We start from the raw sequence: 23074 nt of genomic DNA on the forward strand, positions 1-23074 counted from the left end.
ATTATCCTTTAATTGTACTTCCTTGACGTGAAATAGATGACATAATTTTCTTTCTGAATACAAAGTAGAATGCAAACATTGGAAGAATAACAAGAATAGCACCAGCCATTTTAATACTTGGATATACAATTTCTTCAACACCATTGTTAACTTTACCAACACTAAATAGTCACACTGACATAACACGATAATTTGTTCCAGCTATAAGACTTGGTCACAAGTATGAGTTTCATGATGCAAGTGTTGTTAGAATAATAACTGTTAATGTCGTAGGTGATACCATAGGTATTGCGATCTTAAACATATATTTAAGACCTACAGCGTTATCAATCATAGCAACTTCTTTAATTCTATTTGGAATAGCTTCAAAAGCATTTCTGAACATTAAAGCATTAAATATTGATGCCACAAATGGAATTGCAATGAAAAATAGGTTGTTAAAGAATAGATATGCTGAATTTTTAGCTGTGCTAATACCAACCGTTTTAGTTAATAATTCATTTAACCTAACTTTCATTCAATATTGTCCAGATAGAAGTGCAACCTCTGGCAGAATTAAGAGAGACATTAGAATAAATCAAACAAATGATTTACCTCTTCATTGTTTAAGGCTAAATGCATAACCTAAAAACATTGTAATAAGGATTTTTAAAACATTTGAAAAGATAACATTAGAAAATGTTAGCAAGAATGAAAATCAATAACCATTTTGTCAACCATTAGTAGGGTTGCTTCAAGCAGCTGAAATGTTTTGACCAATGTTTCACTCTTTTGGTTTAGCTATATTTTCAAATAAATTCATACCATTTTTAAGACCTAATGATATTTGTCTATTAAGGTTTGCCACAATAAACATGTATGCAAACGGGATTAGGACAACAGCCCCAAAAAACACTAGCAGGAATATTTTAAAAAATGTTTTCGTAAATAAACTAAAGATCGATGTATCTTGAACTTGTTGAGTTACCTTTTCGCGCTTTTTTCTTAGCTTCAAATTCGCGAATTTCGTTCGAATTTTTAATCTTGTTTCAAACATTTGATTCTCCTAAATTAAGTGATGCTAGTGTTAAGGTGCTAAATCCACCTCTAATAATTGTTGAATAACATACCCCGATTACAAATAACATAACTGATGCAGCGCCTGAAATATTGGCTGCTTTTTTAGATGAATCACTTGCTCATTGGAATATGTAAAGCATTAATGTTGAAGCACCTGAATTAATAGCCGCTGCAGGGTTATTTTCAAAAAGTGCTAAAGGGAATACCTTAATACCATTTATAATACCCATTGTAACTATAAATGTAATAGTTTTCATTATAGATGGTAATGTAATTGTAAAAAATTGTTTAAAGTTAGATACACCATCAATTGATGCTGATCTATATAAGTTTTTATCAACTGAAAGCATTGCTGTTGTAAATAATAATATGTTAAATGCTAAACCATTTCATACACCATTAACAATCATAACAAAGATTGAAGTCATAGCATATGCTGGATCTTTTTCTTGTGGATCAAGTCAACCAATGTTTAGTCCAAAAATTGTGTTGAATGTACCATTTTTTTGGAAAATTTGAACAAATGCTAATGAAACAGCAACTATGTTAGTAACATAAGGCAAGAAGAATATTGTTTGTCAAAATCCTTGTGCTCTTTTTCTAACAATTGATGCTATCAGTGATGATACTAAAAGCGAAACTGCCATTGATATAGGTAATATTAATAACCCATATATAAATGAGTTTCTAAAGCCTACAGCAAATTCCCTGTTTTCAAATAAATCGCTAAAGTTTTGTAATGTAAACGAGTTATTTGGTGTCAAAAATGAATAAATAAGGTTGAATATGAATGGCACAAGTGTAAATAATGCCAATACAATAATACCTGGCAATATAAGAAGAAATGGTACTATAAAAGGTTTTCGTTTATCTATTACTGAACCTGAAATAGCACTTTTTCTGCCCGCTTGCTTCTTTAATGAAAAATGAAGTAAGAAAGGAAAAGTTCTACAAAGTCAAATTCAAAATCTATTTTTTGATTTCATAGTTAACTCTTTCTTCTGTTACAGCATTAAATAGATGAATTCTATCTACTGGAATAGAGAAGAATATCTTGTCGCCAACTTTATAATCATATTTATTATTAATTAAGAAGTTGATTTTTTCATTTTCCATTGTTTTAACAATAAGTTTAGATTCCTTACCGAAGTTTTCAGCAGCTCAAACACTACCTTCAAACATAGCGTCCTTACTACTTTCATGTAGTATAAAGTCCTCGGCACGAACACCAATTTTGAAATCTGCATCACTAAAGTCAGGTAAGTGTACACCTTTGATTTCAACATCTCTAATGTACATTTTTCCATCTTTATAGTTAGCGTTAAATAATCCCATTTCTGGCATACCTAAAAATCTTGCAACGAATTGGTTCTTAGGTTTGTTGTATAACTCAAGAGGTGAACCCATTTGTTGAACTTTAGCCATAGACATACATACAACAATGTCACTAATTGACATAGCTTCTTCTTGGTCATGTGTAACAAAAACTGTGGTTATACCTAATTGTTGTTGAATTTCTCTAATTCATTGTCTTGTGTTAATTCTTAATTTAGCATCAAGGTTTGATAGAGGTTCATCCATAAGAAGAATTTTAGGTTTTTTAACAATAGCACGTGCAATTGAAACACGTTGTTGTTGACCACCAGAAAGTCTGGTTGGTTTCTTTTGAAGAATTGGAAGAATTTCAACACGTTTAGCAACTTCTAAAACTTCATTGTGGATTGCTTTTTTAATTGAAATAATGTCTTTTGACAATTCAACAACTTGTTGTCTTTCTTCATTAGTTAAGAAGTTCTTTAATTGCTTATCTTCTTTTTTCTTAGCATCAAGACCGTATTTTGTTCTTAATTCTTTATCAATTTTTTCATGTGATTCGTTAATGTATAAAGGAATTATTTCAAGATTTCTTTTAAGTCTTTTTAGTGTTGAATTTTGGCTCTTAGATTTTAGCTCACTTTTAGCTAAGATAACCTTCTCTTTTAAGCGAGGCAATATTTCAGCATATTGTTTATCAATTTCCACACCTTTAACAAAGTAGTTATATCTAATAACATTTGAAGATAATTTAGACTCATATTTGAATAATTTTTTAACATCATTATCACTATATGATTCTTTTTCAAGAACAATTAATTTTGTAATTAATTCTTGTGTTTTCTTTTTAAGTTCAAGAGCAATATTCTTTGATTCATCATTTTTCTTTGAACCTAGGTTTTTAAATTTTAATAAACCACTTGTTTCAACTTCTTGAAGAATATCACAAGTTTTGAAATTTTCATCAAGCACATTATTGAGTCTATCAGTTTTACGAATTTCAAAGAACCTTTGCTTTTCTGCCTTAATATCACTCTTAAGGTTTTTAAAGTATTTTAATGTATTTTTTGCCAAAACACTTGTATCGGAAGTATATCTATTTAAATTAATTTTGTAGTTGCTAGTTGCTTTTGTGTATTCGTCGTGAACTTTTGTATATTCTTGTGAATACTCTCTTTCCATTTCATCAAGAATAGCTCGTGAATTTTGAACAGATTCGAGATATTCATTAATTTCCTGATCATTTGCACCTAATTTTTTAAGATATATTGAGTTTATTTTAGCCTTAGCAATAATTTTTTTAGTTATAACAGAGTTTTGTCAATCCATATCATTTTTTAATGGAAAAGCAATGTTTCCATAAACACTCATGTGTGGATATAGAGCATAATTTTGGAAAACAAAACCTAATTTTCTTTTTTGAGGTGTTATATGTGTAACATCTTTACCATAAAATAGAACATTCCCACTACTAATGGTTAACAAACCTGAGATAGCATTTAATGTTGTTGTTTTACCAGAACCTGATGGGCCTAAAAGAGTTACTAATTTTCCCTCAGGTATTTTAAAACTTACATTATCAACTGCTAAGGTCTCGCCAAAATCAATGAATACATTTTTTAACTCAATAGCTGTTGTTGACTCCTCACCAGCCATGCCTTTTACTTTATTAAGTAGTCTCTTGTATTCATTAATATCTTCTTCGCTATATTTAGTTAATTTTCTCTTTATGAATTTAAATAGTCTTTTTAATAAAATCATATTTTTAATTATCACTTTCTATAATAAATTTGGATAAGCTTTTTTCTCATAGTCAAAAACTGTTGTATCATGTTTAAATTTCTTTTTTCTTATAAAACTTGTATAAGCACTATTTGGCTTTAATTTATAGATTTTCGCAAATCTCTCAGGATACTTAAATTTTTTGAAAGCACCTACTCTATTATGAGAAGCTTCCTCCATTGCATAGGCAATTTGTAATAGTGTATAGTAAGGTAATGTGTATTTTACATTGATTAATTTAATATCAGTATCGCTTACATGAGGCAATGTCCATCCAGCTCTTGTTATTTCAACAGCATATGAGAGATACTTTTCATCAGTTGGTTTTTCCTTATAAAAAATATCTCCAACTAAACGATCATAAGTGTCTTCACCGTGGTAAAATAATAAGTATGTTTCGCCAACTTTTAATGTTTTAGCGCAAAATTTGGATGCTTTTTCAGCTCAACTATTTTCTTCTGTATCAGACTTAGTTCCAGATACAGCCTTTTCAGGTGTATCAATCCCAAAGATTCTAACTTTAACTTTTGAGCCTTTACCATGTTTTATATATTGTTTGAATGAATCATCTAATATTTCAGCGACAACTGTATCACCATCAGAAATGTCAGCGATTTTTACTGGTATTAAATTTTGTTTATTTTTTTCTTTGTTTAAATCAAATTTAATACGATAATCCAATTTACTACAAGCACCACTTATTGTTGTTAAAGCAGTCAATCCCGCTATTAATGGTGTACCAATAGTTAATATTTTTTTTATTTTCATTTTTTCTTCTTTACATTAAAAGTAAAACTCATTTGTTAAGTTTTACTTTTAATATTTAATTTATTAATTAAATGTTTGAATTTTTGACTCAATCGAACTTATAAAATCATTTTTATATGATACATCATGTGCTGGATTATTTTTAAGAGTTGTTGCTAATGCAATAAATGCTGATTTAACTTCATTTCTATATAAGTCAGCAAATGGACTAATAGGTTCTTCATATAACGTTGCATTTGAAGATGTTCCAACAACTTTTTTTAACTGTTCAAACATAGATGTATGATATTGGTTGCCATCTTCAAACAAGTCTTTGTATTCAGTACTTTCGAAACCTTTGAAAGGAACTAAATACCCTGAATTCTTTGTGAAGAATTTCAATGTTGTTGTTTCTGTGTATGTTTCAGCTTTTGTGGCATCAAATTTATTATCTTCTGATTTTTGGAATTTATAATTTTTGCTTGTGTCAAATAATCATTTTACAAACAATCTAGTAGACTTGTTAATCTTTTCATTAGAATGGAAACCAATCAAGTTTGGACCTTGTAAAAATGAAGTTTCTTTACTGTTTTCATCTCATTTTGTAGGAGACATTAGACCAATAAGTTCTGTTTTTTCTAATTGCCCACTTGCTCCAAGTGAATTAATTGAAATATTTGCATTAATTGTTATTGTTGCTGTTGTAACATCAAAATCAGTCACAAATAAATCATATTGCTTCGTGCCGCTTTTATCTTTTGCTTGACCTAAATATTTAATTTTGTCGCTAAATGTACTATCCTTTAGTAATGCAACTTTTTCATTTTGACTTTCAAGTTTAATCAAATATCTCTTTGGTGAACTTGATTGAGTTTTTAATGTATTAACAATTTCATCATACTTTGAATCATAAGATGAATCAAGAATTAATGAATAATTATCAGCTTTACCAACATCAACAGATTTTAAAATTGGGCTAGTATATGTTTTTGTTGGTTTTGATTTGTCAGTTTCACCTTCAAATTTGCTAGCATTTGATTGTTCAACTGAAAATAGTGATTCAAAATTCTTGTCTTTTGCAGTACCATAATTAACTAATTGTAATTCTTTTTCAGTGATTAAAGTAGTTTTATTATCTTTTGTTAACTTTAAACTATAACTATTTGAAACTTTTTTAATGTAGTTGAAATGTCAACCTGCCGAAGAACCAAAACTACCACCTATTTTATGGAAAGTTTGATCTGATGAAGCATATTGACCATCTCCATATAACTTCAAACCACCTGACTTAACAGCTTCCATAACCGTTTTAAAGATTGGTTCAAGATTTTCATATGCAGCACCACTAGTTTTTATAGCATTTTCATAACTAATTGTTGGCACACCTGTTGTAGCATCAACAATCTTTTTAATTGGTAATGCTTCTTCGTTACCATTTGCTTTTGAGAATGCCAAATAATGTCAAGCACCAGCAAAATCATCAAGCCCTAAAACGTGAACAGGTGTTGTTTTTGGATCTTTAGATTTTTCAAAACATTTTTGTGCTTTTGTAGCAAATTCAAACAAATCTTTTCCATTTGTTAAAATATTTTTGCTAATTGCTTTATTATCAAAGATTTTTTTAATTTCTTCTTTGTCAATTGCTTTGCCAAAATGTAAATCATCACCAACCACTTTAATATCTTCATCTCATGTGTTAGTGCTTAGATTAAATTTTGTTTCTAGTTCATTATCTACTGTTAAACCCGCTTCTTTTAAACTCTTAAGAATATATTTGAAAACAGGACCGTTAATACCAAAGTTAACTGTAGATTTTAAAAATGGTAAATAGTTTACTTCACCTTGTTTAACACCTGAAATACTGTCATTAATTTTCATGAAAGATTCATGAACACTTTCTCTTTCAACACCATAATCATCATTAGCGGTTTTACCTAAATCCAAATTCATACCATATTCAATAGCAGTTGCAACTGTGCCACCATAATTTAGTGTTAATTGTGGCATATTACTTTGGTCTTTATTTGATAGTGCAGTACTAATACTCTTGTGACCTTGTGAATATCCACTACCTGCATTGTGTAAATCAACTTCCGCAAAATCCTCTTTGTGTTTTTCATAAAAGTCTTTGTTACGGCCTTCTTTATCATTATATGCATCAATAACTCACTTCAACGCATTTCATTGTTGCTTGCCACGTGCAAAAGTAACATCAAGTCTAACTTTATTTGTGTTAACATCAAACTTTGTCTTACCTCCGCCACAAGAACCAGAGATAAATGGCACTGCTGCCATACTTGCTCCGGCAATTGTTAAAGCGATTTTTTTAAACTTATTATTCATAAAATCCTTCCATAAATCATTTATATCTATTAGTTATCATAAGCACTATGGCTATATATAACTTGTTAAAATTATATTATTTTAATATATATTAAAATGTATATTAAAAATTAAAATGGAAACTTTTCCACTGGGTATATATTTAAAACTTTTTTAGTATAATTATTTATTATGAAAAAATGAAAACTTTTAATTGGTTCATCTTTATTTATAATACCTACTTCAACATGCTTGCTTTCTTTTTCCTGTACTTCAAAGGATTATAGAAATCTAGATACATTAAATAAAAGTATCAATGAATTTAAAAAGGATGTTAAAGAAAATAAGACTGATGATAAATACAAAAAATTAAATGATAGTTTTTTCGCATATACAAAGTACTATGAAATTGTTTATAAATGACTTTATCTTGATAGCTATCAAGTTGCACTAATTGATCACTACACACTTCACTACAATAATAATTTAGCCACTTTTAATTTTTATAAGAATTTATATACAAAAGTTGATAATAATGAGGAAGTTGAAATTGATGAGGCACACAGTGTAGAAACATGAGACAAATTGATTCATAACGCTATTGTGCGACGTAATAACAAATTTAACATTTAAGTAGGAACAATATGAAAAGAGATTATTTTAATGCCGGTGAAATAGAAACATCTTCAAGAATGAAACGTTATGGCGAATTGCTAAAAATTTATTATATCTGTCTTTGCGTTTTCATCATTTTAGCAATTGTTATTTTTGCTCTTTTTGGCAATAAAACAGAGATTTTGGCAAAAGGCCAAAGTGTTGGTAAATATTCATATAGTGAACTTTTGTACATATGTACTGGAACAGTTACGATTCTTGTAATAGCATATTCAATGCTTTCAATTATAATAGCAAATGTATACATTTTTAAATTGGAAAAATTTAGAAACAAGAACAAGAATAAGGAAAATTATGATACTTTAATCAAAGATTATATTATCTCCCTTAATAAGTTATCTAAATGCGTTAACATACTTACACTAAATAAAAATATGAGTGACTATATTGTTGAATATTTTTACTCATAGTCAAATAAATCAAAAAAATAATGCTATGCTCTAGCATTATTTTTTCGCCTTAGGTTTCGATAGGTTAAAATCGGTTTTTGAAATTTTAATTTCAGAAGTAAACATACTTATATCCATAACTTGTGTATAGTCAACACCTTCTGGAATTTCGCTAAAGCCATCAAAAGGCAAATCTTTTGTACTTTTAGCAACTTTTTGATATTCTAATTCCTGAGCTAAGATCGGATTAACTAGATTATATTTTTCAATTCATCTATTAATTTGTTCTTTTGTACCAAATAAATAATGACCTTGTTCAATTAAATATAAGTCAGAATAATTTGGAAATTTTTGCTCTTGTAAATAAGATGAGTCAAAATCACAGTTAACAAATTTTAAATTTGCGTTCTCAATTTTAGGAATAGAAGCAAATAAATTTTGGGTATATGGGTGCATTGGTTTTTTATAAATAATATCTGTTTTACCACCTTCAACAAATTTACCATTGTGCATAATTTGAACTTCATTTGCTAAATATTCAATCATTGAAAGGTCATGAGCTATAAATATTATTCCAATATTTTTCTTTTCACACAATTCCTTTAATAAGTTCACAATTTGTGCTTGAATTGAAATGTCTAATGATGCGATTGGTTCATCAGCAATAATTATTTTTGGTTCAACAATTAAAGCACGTGCTATTGCAACTCTTTGTAACTGCCCGCCTGAAAATTCATGGGGATAACGATATGCAAATTGTTTAAGTAAACCAACATCTTCGAGAGATTTATAAATGATATTTTTGCAAATAAGCTCTTTTATTGATCTTTTGATTATAAGATTTCTAAATAAATCTTTAAAAAATGATAAGAACCCACCTTGCTTTTTAACATTAAGGCCCATAAATGTTTTAATAGTTTTTAAGTCATCTTGCAATTGTTTTATTTCAATATCAAGAGCATTAAGTGAAAGAACTTTGTCTTTTAATTTGTTTTGCAAACTATTTGCATAATTTACATTTTCTACCTTTTGTTCTTTTGAACTATTATCTAATCATATTTTCAACCTGTCATTAAATAACTTAACTAGTTTTGAATTTGAATAGTTTTCATAAAAGGATTGTAGTCTCAATTTTAGGGTTTCGTTTTTTTCTTCATTTATTTTTAAAACTTCCTCGACATTGTTTAATTGTTGTATTATATTTTGCCTATGAACCGCAAGTTTTTCATCAAATTGTTTTTTAAATTGATTAATTGATGATTCTAATTGAAATTTGCTTAAGGTTGAATCATTATCTGCCTTTAAATTCCTTGATAAAATCATTTGCTCAGATATTAAACCTTTAATATGGTCAATCTCTTCGTCATATTTTGTATTATTCAAATTGTTCTTTATAACAAATTTATTAATATCAAATTGAAAATATGTTTCATAAGTTGATTGCATATTTTCCTTAATTTCTTTATTAAACACAAGTGATTGAAAATATTTATTAAAAAAATCAAGACTATAATTTTTTAAATCATAAATTAATTCCTTAATATCTTTTGGTAATAAATTATTAAGATGTGTCATATTCTTCTTTAGAAGTTCAATAAGTTTTTATTTAAAAATTGTTTTTTGTAACAGTATTTGTAAAATTCTTCATCATTTGTTGAATTTAATTCAATATTTAAATTCTTGTTTTCAAATTTGTATTCATCAATATAATTTTTAAATAAAATTACATTATCTTTTTTATTAGAAATAAATTCATTTTGAATATTCTTTATATCTTTATTTAAGTTGTTGACAATTAGCATTGATTCATAATTTTGGTTGCTCATTTTGTCTAAAACAAGCAACTTTTTCATATCACTTTCATGTTTATCAAGCAAAAATGTACCAAAAGAAAAATTACCGCTTGAATATTCAGTTTGTTTTTGTTTATAAAAGTCCAACAACTGGTTTGCATCTTTGTGTAAATTATCAATTATTTGAATCTGAAGATCTTGTTTTTCTTCAAAAAAAGAATAAATATTGTTAAATAAATCAATTGGTAAACTATTTTCTTGATCTTCAAAACGAAATTTGTTTTTTTCTCATTCATCAATAAAATCATTACTTAGGCAATTAATTGAATTTAGTCCTTCATTTTGTAAACTTCGATATTTTAATAAAAATTCTGGACCGAATATTTCTTTAACCTGTTTTCAGTTTTTAAAAATCTCTTTTGTTTTTTGAGTTAATATTTCATTACCTATTAGAGTTTCTTTTAATATTGAATAAATGGTTTTTTGCTCATCCATTGAATTTTTAGGATTTTGAAAAATCATTTGAATATTTTTTTTAAGGTGTTTTCTATCTTGCTCAGTTGTTTTTTTGTTATTAATCAGTTTATTATCAACATATATAACACCTTGATAGTCATCATAAAGTTTTGCAATAGTTCGACCCACAGTTGTTTTACCACTACCACTTTCACCAATTAGTCCCAAAATTTGACCCTCATATAAATTGAAACTAACATTATCAACTGCCTTATGAATTTTATTATTATTAAAAAAATATTTTTTTAAACCTTGAACTTCAAGGATTTTTTTTCTATTTGTTGAGTTCATGAAAACTCCTCTATATTAATGAATTAATTGCTATTTAATTTTATTAAAAATTTATTTAAAGTAAATAAAAACAACAAAGAATAAGCCACCTTTTTGCTAATTCTTTGTTGATAAAAGTTAATTTTCTTCTTTTTTGTGATGTTTAATAATCTGTAGCAATTTTCTATTTGATTGTTTCTTTCATTTTTTATTAAGAATTCAAGCAACAATTCTTTGAATTCTTGAAGCAGTATATCTTTTTGAAGTACACGCCTCAATAAATGACTCATATGTAGGATGAACTATGTTTTTCTTAAGTAAGTTCTCAATTCCTTCCGAAACTAATGGAACTCTTTTTATTTTTTTAAGTGGAACTTTGTTCATTATTTTTTGGAATTTTCAATAAAGTGAACTTATTGTTGCTGGTGTTTTTTTAAACCTCATTGGACTAAAAGTACTAATGTCTTGGCCCTGATAAATTAGTTTTCTTAAATATGATGCAGAAGCGAATTCATCCACAACTTCTTCCGAGTGGAAACCTACTTCTCTTCTTAGTGTATGAACTTTAATCGGGAGATTATTATCAACTATAACCTTAATATATTCAAAACCCAAAATATCATTAGGTAGTTGGTAACTTTCGCCAACTAATTCATTCATTACTTCACTAACCGCTCTTGGATAACTTAGGCCAGATTTTTTCATCTTTTGCATTAATAAGTGAGAAAATTCGCTATGTTTTTCTTTCATTATCTTAGCACAATAAAGCATTGAGTCAGGATCGTTGCTTTCGCTACCAAAAACAATTTTGTCAACTTTTGCTCTATACAATTTCATAACTGCATTATAAGCAAAAATATGTGCAGCTTGAACACCTTCTTCAAATTTAAGTTTAAGAACTTTATCAACTCCATATTTTTTAGCGATTTTTTTTCTTTGTCCAAATGGAGCAACTATCAATTCTCCGCGTTGGCTATATTTATCGCTCATAACAACAATAATTTTTTCACCTGGAAAGTGTTCTTTAACTCAATTTAATTGTTTAATATGACCATTGTGAAATGGATTATATTCAGCAATAATTCCAACCGCCATTAAGTTCTCCTTTAATAAATATTTACAATTATAAATGATAAAATTAAAAAAACAAACATTTATAGAAATCAACAAAATCAATGCTTGAAAAATCTATAAAATTATGCGAAACTTGATTTTTTAATTGTTTTTGAGTTCTAAAAACGTGCTTTTAGCACTTATTTTATCAAAATCATTTATTGTTTCTAACTCTTTGTTTCTAAAGAATCTTATTGCTTTTACAACCTTAAATCTAGCATCAAATTCCATATTTTCCTTAATTTTAAAATCTATAAATTCAACGTAGTATTTAGTATCAAAATTAACCTGTAAAAGAGCATAATAATTGTAATTATTTATCTCAACAAGAGTAGCATAAATTCCTTGTCTTAGTGGTATTAGTAGATTATGTTTTTTTACTTCAATCTTAGACTCATATGTAGAAAATGAAGCACTAAAACTATAAGGATACATATTGATTGTGTTAAGTAAATCAATATCCCCAAATTCAATAAGTTCTTTAAGATAAGTAGTAGATATCTTTTGATTATTTTTAAGTTTGATAATCTTTTGACCCAAAACTTTGTCTGCACCATAATTATCAATTAAGAATTTAACATCTCCTTGACGCTTAAAACCAAACTTAAATTCCTCACCTATTATTAGTAAATAGTCATCTTGATCTTTGATTAATTTGTCAATAAAATCTTTAGGGCTCATGTGACTAATATCACTATAAAACAGGCTTATAGCAAAATTAATTTTTAAATTTGCAAACTCCTGCAAGCGATTTTTTTCATCAGAAAAAATTAAATAATTTGATTTGTTTAAGTTTTCAATATCACTAAAATAAACTAATACTATATCTCTTTCATGCTCATCTTGCTTTGCAATTTCTCTGGCTTTTTTTAAAAGTTGATAATGACCTAAATGAAAGGATTCAAAAGAACCTATTATGAAAATAGGTCTTTTGAATTTGTTTATATTATCAAATGAATAAACTTTTAAGGACATAAGTTAATTATAAATTAAATCTATTTAATTAGTTCTAATTCCTTAAGTTTGTAATAAGCACCATCAGATGTTGGATCAAGTGCTATATCATTAGCAACTGCTTTGAGATATTCACTTGCTTTTTCCATAGTTACACCATATGCAGCATCTCTAATCATTTCGTAGTCATTTGAACTATCACCAAATGCAATTAGATTTTTCTTTGAATCAAAGCCTAAATATTTAGCAAGTCAATCAAGACTATGAGATTTTGTAATTCCTTTTGGGCTTACAAAAACTCCTGTTGCTCATTGAGAATTAACCTCTAAATCCATATTATGTTTTGCAATTAGTTCTTTTGCTTTTTTAACACAATCATTTGTTCTTTGAATATCTTTTGCTGTTATTGTAATGACGTGCAAGTGATCTTTTTCCATTAAATTGTAGTCAACTGGTTTCATTTTGGCTTGATGTGGTCTTAAAAATCAAGTGTCGATATTCATTTTTGGCGAATATCAACCATAATTTCGATCCATAATTGTAAAACCTTCACAAGTTATATATTTGTTAAAAAACTCATATAGGATTTTAAAATCTTCAAATTTAATTGTTTTTTCAAAAATTATATCTTTGTGCTTGCAATCGTAAACAAAAGCACCATTTGCACCAATGAAGTAATCAAGGTTTGAAGCTTTATTCATTAAATTACCAATAGTAACAAATTCTCTTGCTGTGGCAAGTGCTGATTTAATGTTAGATTCTTCAAGTTTCTTGAACATTAATTCAATATTGTTACTAAACTCAGGTTGGGCATATGGCAAAATAGTACCATCGATGTCAAAAGCAGCTAATTTAATATTTTTCTTTAGTTCTTCTTTTTTCATAATTACTCCTTATAATCGATTTCCAAACAATTTAATAACTTTTAGTTTGCTATCTTTTGACTCAAGAATTCCAAGTATTAAACTATTTTCTTTTTGTTTATTAACCAATAAATATTTTCCATCTTCTAAAACTTTTTTGCTTTCAATAATTCTACCAACTTTAAGATCTAAAATTTCTTGCTCAGTAGCACAATAAAATTTAATATCAAAAAGGTTACTTTTGTCAACTTCGCAATATTCTACTGTTTTATTAGAAATACTTAAGTCGCCTATTTTAATTCTTTCAAGATCACTCATATATGAGTAAGTATTAAAAGCTATTCCAACATCGTTTGATAATGAGCGAATGTATGTGCCATAAGAAACTTCTAATTCTACAATTAGTTCTTGTTTTTGATAGTCAAAATTAAGAATTTTAGATGAATAAATTTTGATATTTTGGTTATCTAATTTAACATTTTTTCCATCTCTTGCAAGTTGATAACTACGTGTGCCGTTTATCTTTTTAGCACTATAAATTGGCGGAATTTGGCAATTTTGCTCCAAAAATCAATTATTAATTTTTTCTAAATCATCGCTTGTTATTTTAACCTGTGAAGAGTTTGTGATTTCTCCCTCGGCATCATATGTGCTTGTTTGCTGACCAAATTTAATTTTAGCGATATAAGTTTTTGATTTATGACTAATATATGATATTAATTTAGTATCTTCATCACTTGCACAAAGTAATAAGCCAGAGGCTAGTGGATCAAGAGTTCCGCTATGTCCAATCTTCTTAATATTCATCTTTTTAGCAAAATTTCTTATGCAGCTAAAAGATGAAATTCCTTTTGGTTTTCTTAAAAGATAAAACATTATTCTCCTTATTGGTGTGCCATATAATTTTATAAAAAAATTATAGAACTTAAAGCATTTTTTACTAATATGCGGGCAATAAAAAACAGGTAAAAACCTGTTAATTATTAAGCAGAAAAATCGTTAATTCCTTGGAATAATTGTTCTTCTGAACCAGGCAATTTTCAATAATTGCTTTCTGAACGTTTTTTAATTCCAAGTTGTCTTCTTGTTTCAAGTTTGATTCAAATTCATGTACAAATAAATATAGAACTATATGAACCAACAATAAGACCAAAAATCATAACAATATTAAATGATAAATCAGTTGCGTTTCCAAACATCAACAATACAAGAATTGATATAACTGTTGTTAGTGTTGTATATAGACTACGTTTAAATGTATCTTTAATTGCGTTGTTTGCAATTTCCTTAATTAATTCCTTTGATAAGAAAACGCCATGGTATTTAGTATTAATTGTTTCCTTAATTCTTTCAAAAACAATAATAGTATCATTGGCAGAAAATGCCGTAATTGACAACAAGGCAGCAATCATAATTGGAGAAAGTTGCAATCTGGTTATAGCAATAAATGATACTGCCATAAATAAATCATGCACTAATCCAATAACAGCAGCAATTGAATAAGTTCATTTAAATCTTATAAATGTATAAGCAATAACAATTAGAAAAGCAACTGCGATAGCAATCATTGAGTTTTTAAGTAAATCAAAAGCTCTTGACGTTGAAATAGCATATGCTATAAATCTAGGTTCGTTTCCTGGGTTATTGTCAATTCTAAAGCTAAGGACGTCCTTTTCAATTTTATCCAAGAAACCTGTTAAATCTTGTGTTGTTTCAATTTGCAATTTTCAGTTGCTTCCTTTATCAATCGCAACAATATGATATGTAATTTTACTTGGATCAACACCTCAGTTAACTAAACTGTTTTGAAATTTATTTTGTAATTGGAAAATTTCATCTTGCGTATAAGCACTTTCTAAACTCTCGATTGAAATTCTTGCGCCACTACCAAATTCAAGTGATCTATTAAAACCAGCTCAGAAATTTTTGTTAATTATTGCAAATATTGTAAATATGATTATTCCAATGACTAAGAATATTAGCGAACTAATAACAAATCATTTTGCATTTTTAACAAAACTAAATCTTGTCAATTTATTTTCTTTTTGTGGAGCTAGAATCTTCTTCTGTTTAATACCAAGAAGTCAAAGTCTGTTATCAAAAACACCGGTATTTACAAGCAATGAACTTAATCCTCTTGTAAAAATAAGCATAACTATTAATGTGAATACAACTGAAAAAACAAGCGAAATACTAAAGCCTTTTACTGTTGAAGTTCCAAAGAAAAAAATAACAAATGAAATCAACAATGTAAGAATATTTGCATCTAAAATTGAACTCAGTGTTCTTCTGTTTGCATTTTTTAATGCTTTTTGCAACCGGTCGCCAGAATAAACTTCGTTTTTAAGCCTTTCAAATGTAATAATATTTGAATCAACACTTATTCCAATACCAATAATTAGAGCAGCAATTGTTACAGGAGAATACTCTCCACGCAACACTGTAAACAATAGCAATGTTAAAAACATATATAATGCAATAGAAATTGTACTTAATGCACCTAATAAACCATAATTTACAATCATAAAGACTGCAATAATACTAAATACAACAGCCCCTGCTAGTAGTGCGCTTCTAAATGAGTTGGATGTCTTTTTAGGTTCAATGTAGTTTGATGATAATTGTTTTAGACTATAGTTTGCAGAACCAAAGTTAATATTTGCAACAATTTTTTTGGCTCTTTCTTCTGTAAATCCACCAGAGATTGAAAAGTGTGTACCAGTAAGTGGTCCATTCAACCCAGCCTCACTAATTAGATAGTTTGCTGCTTTGAACTCATGTACTTTTAGTGCATTTTTTTTGTTTTTAGAATCCTTTGCCTTATTTCCAATGTGTACAAAGTTGTATGGATTTTCACCCGATTCTTTTCAATCGGCTGCATATTCACTAGATTTAGCAAATTTAACTAACGCATCAAGGTTAAGTCACATCATTATTGACTGTGTACTTTTGGTCTTATCAGCCACAAAAGATGTAGCTTTATATCACTCATTAGCTGCATCATTGTTTCTTAAATGAACATCAATTGCATATGCATTATTAAAACCAAATCTTAATGATGCACCGTTTTCTTTCAATGGTGGAATATAGTCACTAATTTTGTTGTAATCAATTTTTTCAGCTTTTTCATTAAATTTGCCATTAATGAACAAAGGCACCATATTTCCATCCGTCAAAATTAATGATGGTTTAAGTGAAACAATTTTTTCTAATTCTTCTTTCTCTTTTGGACTAAGCTGACCATTTTGAGTAATTTTCAAAATACCATCACCCTCAACGCTAACTGTTGTACCATTGAATGCAATACCACCAGTTAAACGATCATCCATAATATTAGCAATATTTTTTGCATATTTATCATCAACTAATTTACCTTCACGCTTAGCTTGAACTAAAACTTCAACACCACCACCATATTCAATTGATAAATTAGGTTTTTTAGAAACATAAAAAAGGCTTCCACAAACAATGGCAATGATTGTGGAAATTAATGTAATACTTAAAATAACTCATCTTTTTCAGTTGCTTCAACTGAAAATTTTTCCAAATATAGATTTAAGTTTATATCACATAATTTTCTATTATATATTAAATATAATATTTAATTAGTATTTTTAAGTAATAATTGACACTTTTTTCTTCTAAATTATCTCAAGTTTGTTTTTTAATAGATAATCAACCCCTTTTGTGGTTATTTTTCGACCTCTTGGACCTTTAGTTACTAACTTTAGATATAACAAAAGGGGTTCAAGTTCATAGATTAAGATTTCTTTACTAATGTTTAGAACACCAGCAATTGAGTCAATTGCTGCAAACTTATTTTCAAATGTTTCATTTAGAACTCTTAAGTATTCGATGTGTTCGCGACCTAATCCTAAGTCATAGAGTTCTAAGTGTTTAAATGTTGAATAAGCCGTCTTTTTGGAAATTCTATCCTCTTTATTTTGAATAGAAAAGTCTAAAATTCGCTTTAGTAAATGATTGGCTACTCTTGGTGTTCCCTTTGAATATTTTGCCACAAGTGGTATAACACCATTTTCACTTTTAATATTCAAAACATTTTCGCTATTTTGTAATATTTTTTCTAGATCTTCTTCATTATATTGACTTAATCTTGCAATAAATCCAAATCGATCCTTTAATGGTTGAGTTAGTAAATTAATTTTTGTTGTGGCACCAATTAATGTAAAAGGTTTAAGATTCATTCTCATAACCTTACTATTACCTTCTGGCCCAATAATGATGTCAATTTTGTAATCTTCCATAGCATTATAAATAATCTCCTCTACGTTTTTATTCATACTATGGATTTCATCAATAAAGACAATATCATTTTCTTTTACATTTGCAAAGACAGTTAATATATCACTTTTCTTTTCTAAAAGAGCACCTTGCAGATAATGAATTTTAGCCCCTAACTCATTAGCTAAAATAGTAGCCAGCGATGTCTTACCAGTTCCTGGTGGCCCGTAAAAAAGAATATGATCAAGTGGTTCTTTTCGGTGTCTTGAACCCTCAATCATTGTTTTTAATGTATATGTTAATTTTTCTTGGCCAACAAATTCAAGAAAATTTGCTGGTCTAAGCACTAAGTTGTTCATTATGTGCACCACTTTGTGAAATAAACTTAATTGCTTCTTCAATCATTGACTCAACGTCTTGGTTTAAGTCAACTTTGGTTAATGCTGAATCAATTTGAGCTGCTTTAAAACCAAGCATCTTTAGTGTTTCTTTTGCTTCGCCTAATAAATTTGAATTCTTAACTTGTTTTTGAGCATCAATATTATTAGTCATCTTAGCTCACTTGTCTTGCAGTTCACTAATTACTAAACGTGCAATTCGTGGATTAATATAAGGTATTTCAATTAAGTGGTCTACTTTACCAAGAGCAATTAATGATGCTATTTTTTCTCAGCCTTGATTAAGAATATTAAAAGCAACTCTTGGGCCAATACCATTTAAATTAATTAAGTCCACAAATAGTAATCTCTCCTTGAAATCTTTAAATCCATATAATGATCATGTATAGTCATTCTTTATTTCATATAAATACAATTTGTGTTTTTGTTTTGCTTCTACTCTAGCATGATCTGGAAAGATTATTGAATAACCAACCCCTTGACTTTCAAAAATTAAGTTTTGATTGTTTTTATAAACTATTTCACCAATTCTATATAAAACCATTTTTATCTCCTTTCGAAATAACCTTTTTACTTTGAAACAAAAAACATACAAAATTGGAAAAATATGTGAAAAAAGAACCGAAATTACCATATTTTTCCAATTTTGTATTTTTTATAGTTAGTTTAGCAAAGGAATATTAAGGGAAAATTATGAGAAAAAGTAAATTAAATTTCGCAATATTTGAATCGGTTGCTTGAAAATATAAGTTTAAAATAATGCAAATCGACTATTTTGAAAAAAACATAACAATTGATATCTTATGTGATGATAACTCTTGTATTAAATGAGCAATAATGCCAAGTAATGAAATGAGATATAGTTGAATTGCTGCTAATAATAGTCAAATGAGTACTTCAATTAAAGAATATATTAGTGAAATGTTAAGAAAAATAAAAAGATATCAGCTCAACAATACCGATATCCTTATGTGCCGTGGCATTTGGTGCGCGGGGAGGGACTTGAACCCTCATGCCGTTAAGCACTAGAGCCTAAATCTAGCGTGTCTGCCAATTTCACCACTCGCGCACTTTAAGCTTTTATTAGGAATTGCACCTTTAAAAAGTTTCTTAAATAAAAAAAGAAAACTTTTCTAACTATAGCAAAGCATATATGGTGCCGTCTATAGGACTCGAACCTACGACCTACTGATTACAAGTCAGTTGCTCTACCAACTGAGCTAAGACGGCATGGTGGAGAATAAGGGGCTCGAACCCATGACCTCCGCCTTGTAAGGGCGATGCTCTCCCAACTGAGCTAATTCTCCAAAATGGTAGTCTGTACGGGAATCGAACCCGTGCGTGCATGGATGAAAACCATGTGTGTTAACCGCTTCACCAACAGACCATATGGCGCCGATTACAAGGATTGAACTTGTGACCAACTGGTTAACAGCCAGCTGCTCTACCGCTGAGCTAAATCGGCATTTCTTAGGTTATGCTTTATTATTATATAGTAAAAAGTTTTTTATCAAATAAAAAAGCAAAATATTTTTTTCAAAATTTTTTTAGCTCAAAAATTCATATACAAGCTATTTTTTCAACAAAAACCGAAAATATAATAAATGCTAAAAGTGCTATAAAACAGGCTTTTTAGTAAAAATTAATCATAAAATATTTTTTATTATTAATATTTAATATTAATTTTAAATATATAGTTTAAAATATTATAAGTATATATTTAGTGTTTATTTTATTTATTGGAGAACAAATGATTAATTATTTATTAAAAAGAGAAGATATCAAAATGAATAAGGCTGAAATTGATAAAATGATCAATTCAGCTATTAGTGATTTAAAAATTGATACAAGCAAAATTGATGCAGTTTCACTTTTACATAAGTCTTTTGATTATGAATGTGAAAAAATTTTTAAAAATGCTAGAAATTTAATTTTAAAAGATGACCCTTTTGCTTATGTTCCAGATTTTGCAATCAGAAAAGATATTTTCTCAAATAGCGTTATTAGTGGCGAAATAATAATTACCTATTATCCTTTTGAAGAAATTAAAAAACTTAATTATAAAAATATCACAGATATAAACTATGTTTATAGTTATTTTGATGATATATCAGTTAATGCAATTTTTGAAAGCACCATTAAAAACTTTACTTTTAAAAATCCTGCTTATGATTTTGTCAAACAAAATGATGCTGTTAAATTAAACATAAAAATATTCCAAAACAATGCGTTGGTTAAAGAAGATAACAATTTTAATGTTATTGCAAATAGAACAAATAATTTTACAATCAATAATATAGTTTTAAATCACAGATTTGGTGAATTTTTCACTTTTAACGATCCACTAAATCGTAGGTGAGAAGTTCAAATAGTAGAAATTATAAGAACAATTCCAATGCCTATTACTAATCAAAATGTTCAATTTTTGAAAATTCCATATGTTATAAATTTGATGACTCTTAAAACATTTTTTTCATCAATGATTAAAAAAGACAATGCAATAAAAGAAGCAATGAGATATTTTGACTTTTTTATTAGTGAATTAGAAAACAATAATAATATTATTTTCCCTGATGAATACATCAATAGCAAAATTGCTAATTATACATCTAATTATCTAGAAAAAGTTCGACCTGAAAATCGTGAAGCAATACAAAATAGCATAATTCAAAAAGATGAATATGGAATTCAAATAATTGAAAATGCAGTTAGAAGCGCTAAAAGAGAAATAATTGAGGGTCTAGCAAAAAAGGCTATTTACATATTGGAAAAAATTAAAGTTCATAATATGGAAATAACCCAGGAATTAAATCAAAGTAGCATTGTTTTATTCCAAAATAGCTATTTCAACAAAAAAGAAAACAAAAATGTTAACACAGTTAAAGATGATTTAATAGATATAAAAATTGCTTTAAAACTTTTACAACTAAATGTGCCTCAATTATTTATGATAATTGCAAGGGATGCAGCTATAGCTGTATAGTTTATAGCTTTTTTTAAATTAATTATTTAGGAGGAAAAATGATTGAAGTTAATAATTTGAGCAAAATTTTTAGTGACAAAAAATTGTTTGAAAATGTCAATTTAAAATTTACTACTGGAAATACTTATGGGATAATTGGTGCTAATGGGGCAGGTAAGAGTACATTTTTAAAAATTTTAGCAGGTGAAATTGAGCAAAGTGGTGGACAAATTATTGTAGAAAAAGGTCGTAGACTTAGTGTGCTTAGTCAAGATCACAACGCATATGATGACATGAATGTTACAGATGTTGTTGTTATGGGTAATACTGACTTATACAAAATTAAACAAGAAAAGGATGCAATTTATTCAAATCCTGAAGCAACAATGGATGATTACACAAGAGCAGGTGAACTTGAAGAAAAATTTGGTGAATTAGGCGGTTGAACTGCTGAAAATGATGCACAAGAATTACTTTCAGGGCTTCAAATTCCTAAAAACAAATGAGACTCAAGAATGTCAGAGTTGACTGCTAATCAAAAAATTAAAGTTCTTCTAGCAAAAGCACTTTTTGGTAACCCTGATATTTTAATAATGGACGAACCTACTAACCACCTTGATTTGCGTTCAATAAAGTGGCTTGAAAACTTTTTAGCTGACTATCAAAATGTTGTCATTGTTGTTAGCCATGATAGTGATTTCCTTGACAACATATGTACTCATATTGTTGATATTGACTATAATGAAGCCAAAATTTACACAGGAAACTATACATTTTGAAAAGAAAGTAGTGAACTTGCAAGGGAATTAATGAAACAATCAAATGCTAAAAAAGAAGTTCAAATCGAAAAACTTAAAACATTTATCGCTCGCTTTAGTGCTAACGCATCAAAAAGTAGACAAGCTACAAGTAGAAAAAAATCACTTGAAAAAATAACACTTGATGAAATTAAACCTTCTAATCGCAAGTATCCATACATAAGTTGAGATATCAATAGAGAACCTGGAAAAGATATCTTAAATGTTGAAAACCTAACTTATGTTGACGAGAAAGGCAATACACTATTTCAAAATGTTTCATTCACATTAGCTCGTGGTGAAAAAATGGTTTTAATTGGCGATGATGACATTGCTAAAACTAAATTTTTAGAGTGCCTAATTGGAAAAGTTAAGCCGACAAATGGCACTATAAAATGGGGTCAAACAATAAAACACACATATTATCCAAACGATAATAAAGAATACTTTAAAGATGATATCACAATCCTTGATTGAATTGCGAAATGACCACCATATAATTCAACCGAAGAAACAAAAGATGTTAGTGATCAAAGAATGAGAGGTTTTTTAGGTAGAATGCTATTCTCAAATGATTCAGTCTTTAAAAATGTTAAGGTAACATCTGGTGGAGAAAAAGCTCGACTAATGTTCTCGAGAATGATGCTACTTGAAGCAAACTTTTTAATACTAGACCAACCACTCGACCACCTTGATGCTGAAAGTATTGATAGTGTTATTTCAGGTCTTAAATCATATAAAGGTGGCGTTATTGTTACTACCTACAACAGAGCATTAGTTAACCAAGTGGCCAATGTTATTGTTGAAATTGCACCTGATAAAAGTTTTATATATCACGGTACACTTGATGAATATGAGAAAATAATGAACTATTAGAG

The 23074-nt window shown here is 28.2% G+C and carries 18 protein-coding genes and 5 tRNA genes; 4 read left to right on the forward strand and 19 right to left on the reverse strand.

Annotated elements, in window-relative coordinates; translation table 4 throughout:
• Window position 1: 1 nt before the first annotated feature.
• The 5 genes from NPA07_RS03955 to NPA07_RS03975 all read right to left on the reverse strand — a co-directional run bounded on the left by NPA07_RS03955 (window position 2) and on the right by NPA07_RS03975 (window position 7245).
• Window positions 2–994: a carbohydrate ABC transporter permease gene (locus NPA07_RS03955; protein WP_318032783.1), complete on the reverse strand. Its 993-nt coding sequence runs from the start codon at window positions 992–994 to the stop codon at window positions 2–4.
• On the reverse strand, window positions 933–2045 hold the full coding sequence (locus NPA07_RS03960; protein WP_126118442.1) for a carbohydrate ABC transporter permease: 1113 nt from the start codon (window positions 2043–2045) through the stop codon (window positions 933–935). The genes NPA07_RS03955 and NPA07_RS03960 overlap by 62 nt, the downstream gene beginning before the upstream one ends.
• A complete protein-coding gene (locus NPA07_RS03965; protein WP_126118441.1) occupies window positions 2029–4134 on the reverse strand; it encodes an ATP-binding cassette domain-containing protein in 2106 nt (701 codons plus the stop codon). The genes NPA07_RS03960 and NPA07_RS03965 overlap by 17 nt, the downstream gene beginning before the upstream one ends.
• Window positions 4135–4152: 18 nt before the next feature.
• Window positions 4153–4923 carry a thermonuclease family protein gene (locus tag NPA07_RS03970; RefSeq protein WP_126118440.1) on the reverse strand — a complete coding sequence of 257 codons (771 nt, stop codon included), beginning with the start codon at window positions 4921–4923 and terminating at the stop codon, window positions 4153–4155.
• 63 nt (window positions 4924–4986) lie between these two features.
• The gene (locus NPA07_RS03975) at window positions 4987–7245 is read right to left on the reverse strand and encodes a P68 family surface lipoprotein (protein WP_126118439.1); all 2259 of its coding nucleotides are present in this window, start codon (window positions 7243–7245) and stop codon (window positions 4987–4989) included.
• Window positions 7246–7416: 171 nt separating this feature from the next.
• On the opposite strand from NPA07_RS03975, the gene NPA07_RS03980 reads away from it, so the two are divergent.
• Complete coding sequence (locus NPA07_RS03980; protein WP_126118438.1) at window positions 7417–7857, forward strand: hypothetical protein; 441 nt, start codon at window positions 7417–7419, stop codon at window positions 7855–7857.
• A gap of 11 nt (window positions 7858–7868) precedes the next feature.
• On the forward strand, window positions 7869–8309 hold the full coding sequence (locus tag NPA07_RS03985; protein WP_126118437.1) for a hypothetical protein: 441 nt from the start codon (window positions 7869–7871) through the stop codon (window positions 8307–8309).
• Window positions 8310–8345: 36 nt separating this feature from the next.
• On the opposite strand, the gene NPA07_RS03990 is transcribed toward NPA07_RS03985, so the two are convergent.
• From NPA07_RS03990 to NPA07_RS04055, 14 genes are all read right to left on the reverse strand, one after another.
• Window positions 8346–9863 carry an ATP-binding cassette domain-containing protein gene (locus tag NPA07_RS03990; RefSeq protein WP_256553148.1) on the reverse strand — a complete coding sequence of 506 codons (1518 nt, stop codon included), beginning with the start codon at window positions 9861–9863 and terminating at the stop codon, window positions 8346–8348.
• Between the two features lie 8 nt (window positions 9864–9871).
• Window positions 9872–10888, reverse strand: a complete 1017-nt coding sequence (locus NPA07_RS03995) for an ATP-binding cassette domain-containing protein (protein ID WP_256553149.1) — start codon at window positions 10886–10888, stop codon at window positions 9872–9874.
• A 117-nt stretch (window positions 10889–11005) separates the two neighbouring features.
• Window positions 11006–11962 (reverse strand): nucleotidyltransferase, encoded by a 957-nt coding sequence (locus NPA07_RS04000; protein ID WP_126118435.1) that lies wholly within the window; start codon window positions 11960–11962, stop codon window positions 11006–11008.
• A gap of 120 nt (window positions 11963–12082) precedes the next feature.
• Window positions 12083–12955 carry an FAD synthase gene (locus tag NPA07_RS04005; RefSeq protein ID WP_126118434.1) on the reverse strand — a complete coding sequence of 291 codons (873 nt, stop codon included), beginning with the start codon at window positions 12953–12955 and terminating at the stop codon, window positions 12083–12085.
• Window positions 12956–12975: 20 nt separating this feature from the next.
• Entirely contained in the window at window positions 12976–13818 is an 843-nt protein-coding gene (locus tag NPA07_RS04010; RefSeq protein WP_126118433.1) for a YcsE-related riboflavin metabolism phosphatase, read from the reverse strand.
• Between the two features lie 9 nt (window positions 13819–13827).
• Window positions 13828–14673, reverse strand: a complete 846-nt coding sequence (gene truB / locus NPA07_RS04015) for a tRNA pseudouridine(55) synthase TruB (RefSeq protein WP_126118432.1) — start codon at window positions 14671–14673, stop codon at window positions 13828–13830.
• A 107-nt stretch (window positions 14674–14780) separates the two neighbouring features.
• Window positions 14781–17369 (reverse strand): protein translocase subunit SecDF, encoded by a 2589-nt coding sequence (gene secDF / locus NPA07_RS04020; protein WP_126118431.1) that lies wholly within the window; start codon window positions 17367–17369, stop codon window positions 14781–14783.
• A gap of 69 nt (window positions 17370–17438) precedes the next feature.
• Entirely contained in the window at window positions 17439–18398 is a 960-nt protein-coding gene (ruvB, locus tag NPA07_RS04025) for a Holliday junction branch migration DNA helicase RuvB (protein WP_126118430.1), read from the reverse strand.
• Window positions 18379–18981: a Holliday junction branch migration protein RuvA gene (gene ruvA / locus NPA07_RS04030; RefSeq protein ID WP_126118429.1), complete on the reverse strand. Its 603-nt coding sequence runs from the start codon at window positions 18979–18981 to the stop codon at window positions 18379–18381. The genes ruvB and ruvA overlap by 20 nt, the downstream gene beginning before the upstream one ends.
• A 440-nt stretch (window positions 18982–19421) precedes the next feature.
• Window positions 19422–19506, reverse strand: a tRNA-Leu gene (locus NPA07_RS04035).
• 85 nt (window positions 19507–19591) lie between these two features.
• Window positions 19592–19667, reverse strand: a tRNA-Thr gene (locus NPA07_RS04040).
• A 1-nt stretch (window position 19668) separates the two neighbouring features.
• Window positions 19669–19744: transfer RNA gene (locus tag NPA07_RS04045), tRNA-Val, on the reverse strand.
• Between the two features lie 4 nt (window positions 19745–19748).
• Window positions 19749–19824: transfer RNA gene (locus NPA07_RS04050), tRNA-Glu, on the reverse strand.
• Window positions 19825–19827: 3 nt separating this feature from the next.
• Window positions 19828–19902, reverse strand: a tRNA-Asn gene (locus NPA07_RS04055).
• A 285-nt stretch (window positions 19903–20187) separates the two neighbouring features.
• Here NPA07_RS04055 and NPA07_RS04060 point away from each other — a divergent pair.
• Window positions 20188–21420 carry a trigger factor-related chaperone gene (locus tag NPA07_RS04060; RefSeq protein ID WP_126118428.1) on the forward strand — a complete coding sequence of 411 codons (1233 nt, stop codon included), beginning with the start codon at window positions 20188–20190 and terminating at the stop codon, window positions 21418–21420.
• A 38-nt stretch (window positions 21421–21458) separates the two neighbouring features.
• Window positions 21459–23072: an ABC-F family ATP-binding cassette domain-containing protein gene (locus tag NPA07_RS04065; RefSeq protein ID WP_126118427.1), complete on the forward strand. Its 1614-nt coding sequence runs from the start codon at window positions 21459–21461 to the stop codon at window positions 23070–23072.
• The last annotated feature ends 2 nt before the right edge of the window (window positions 23073–23074 follow it).

The organism is Mycoplasmopsis caviae (genome assembly GCF_024498215.1).
Taxonomy (GTDB): domain Bacteria; phylum Bacillota_I; class Bacilli_A; order Mycoplasmatales; family Metamycoplasmataceae; genus Mycoplasmopsis; species Mycoplasmopsis caviae.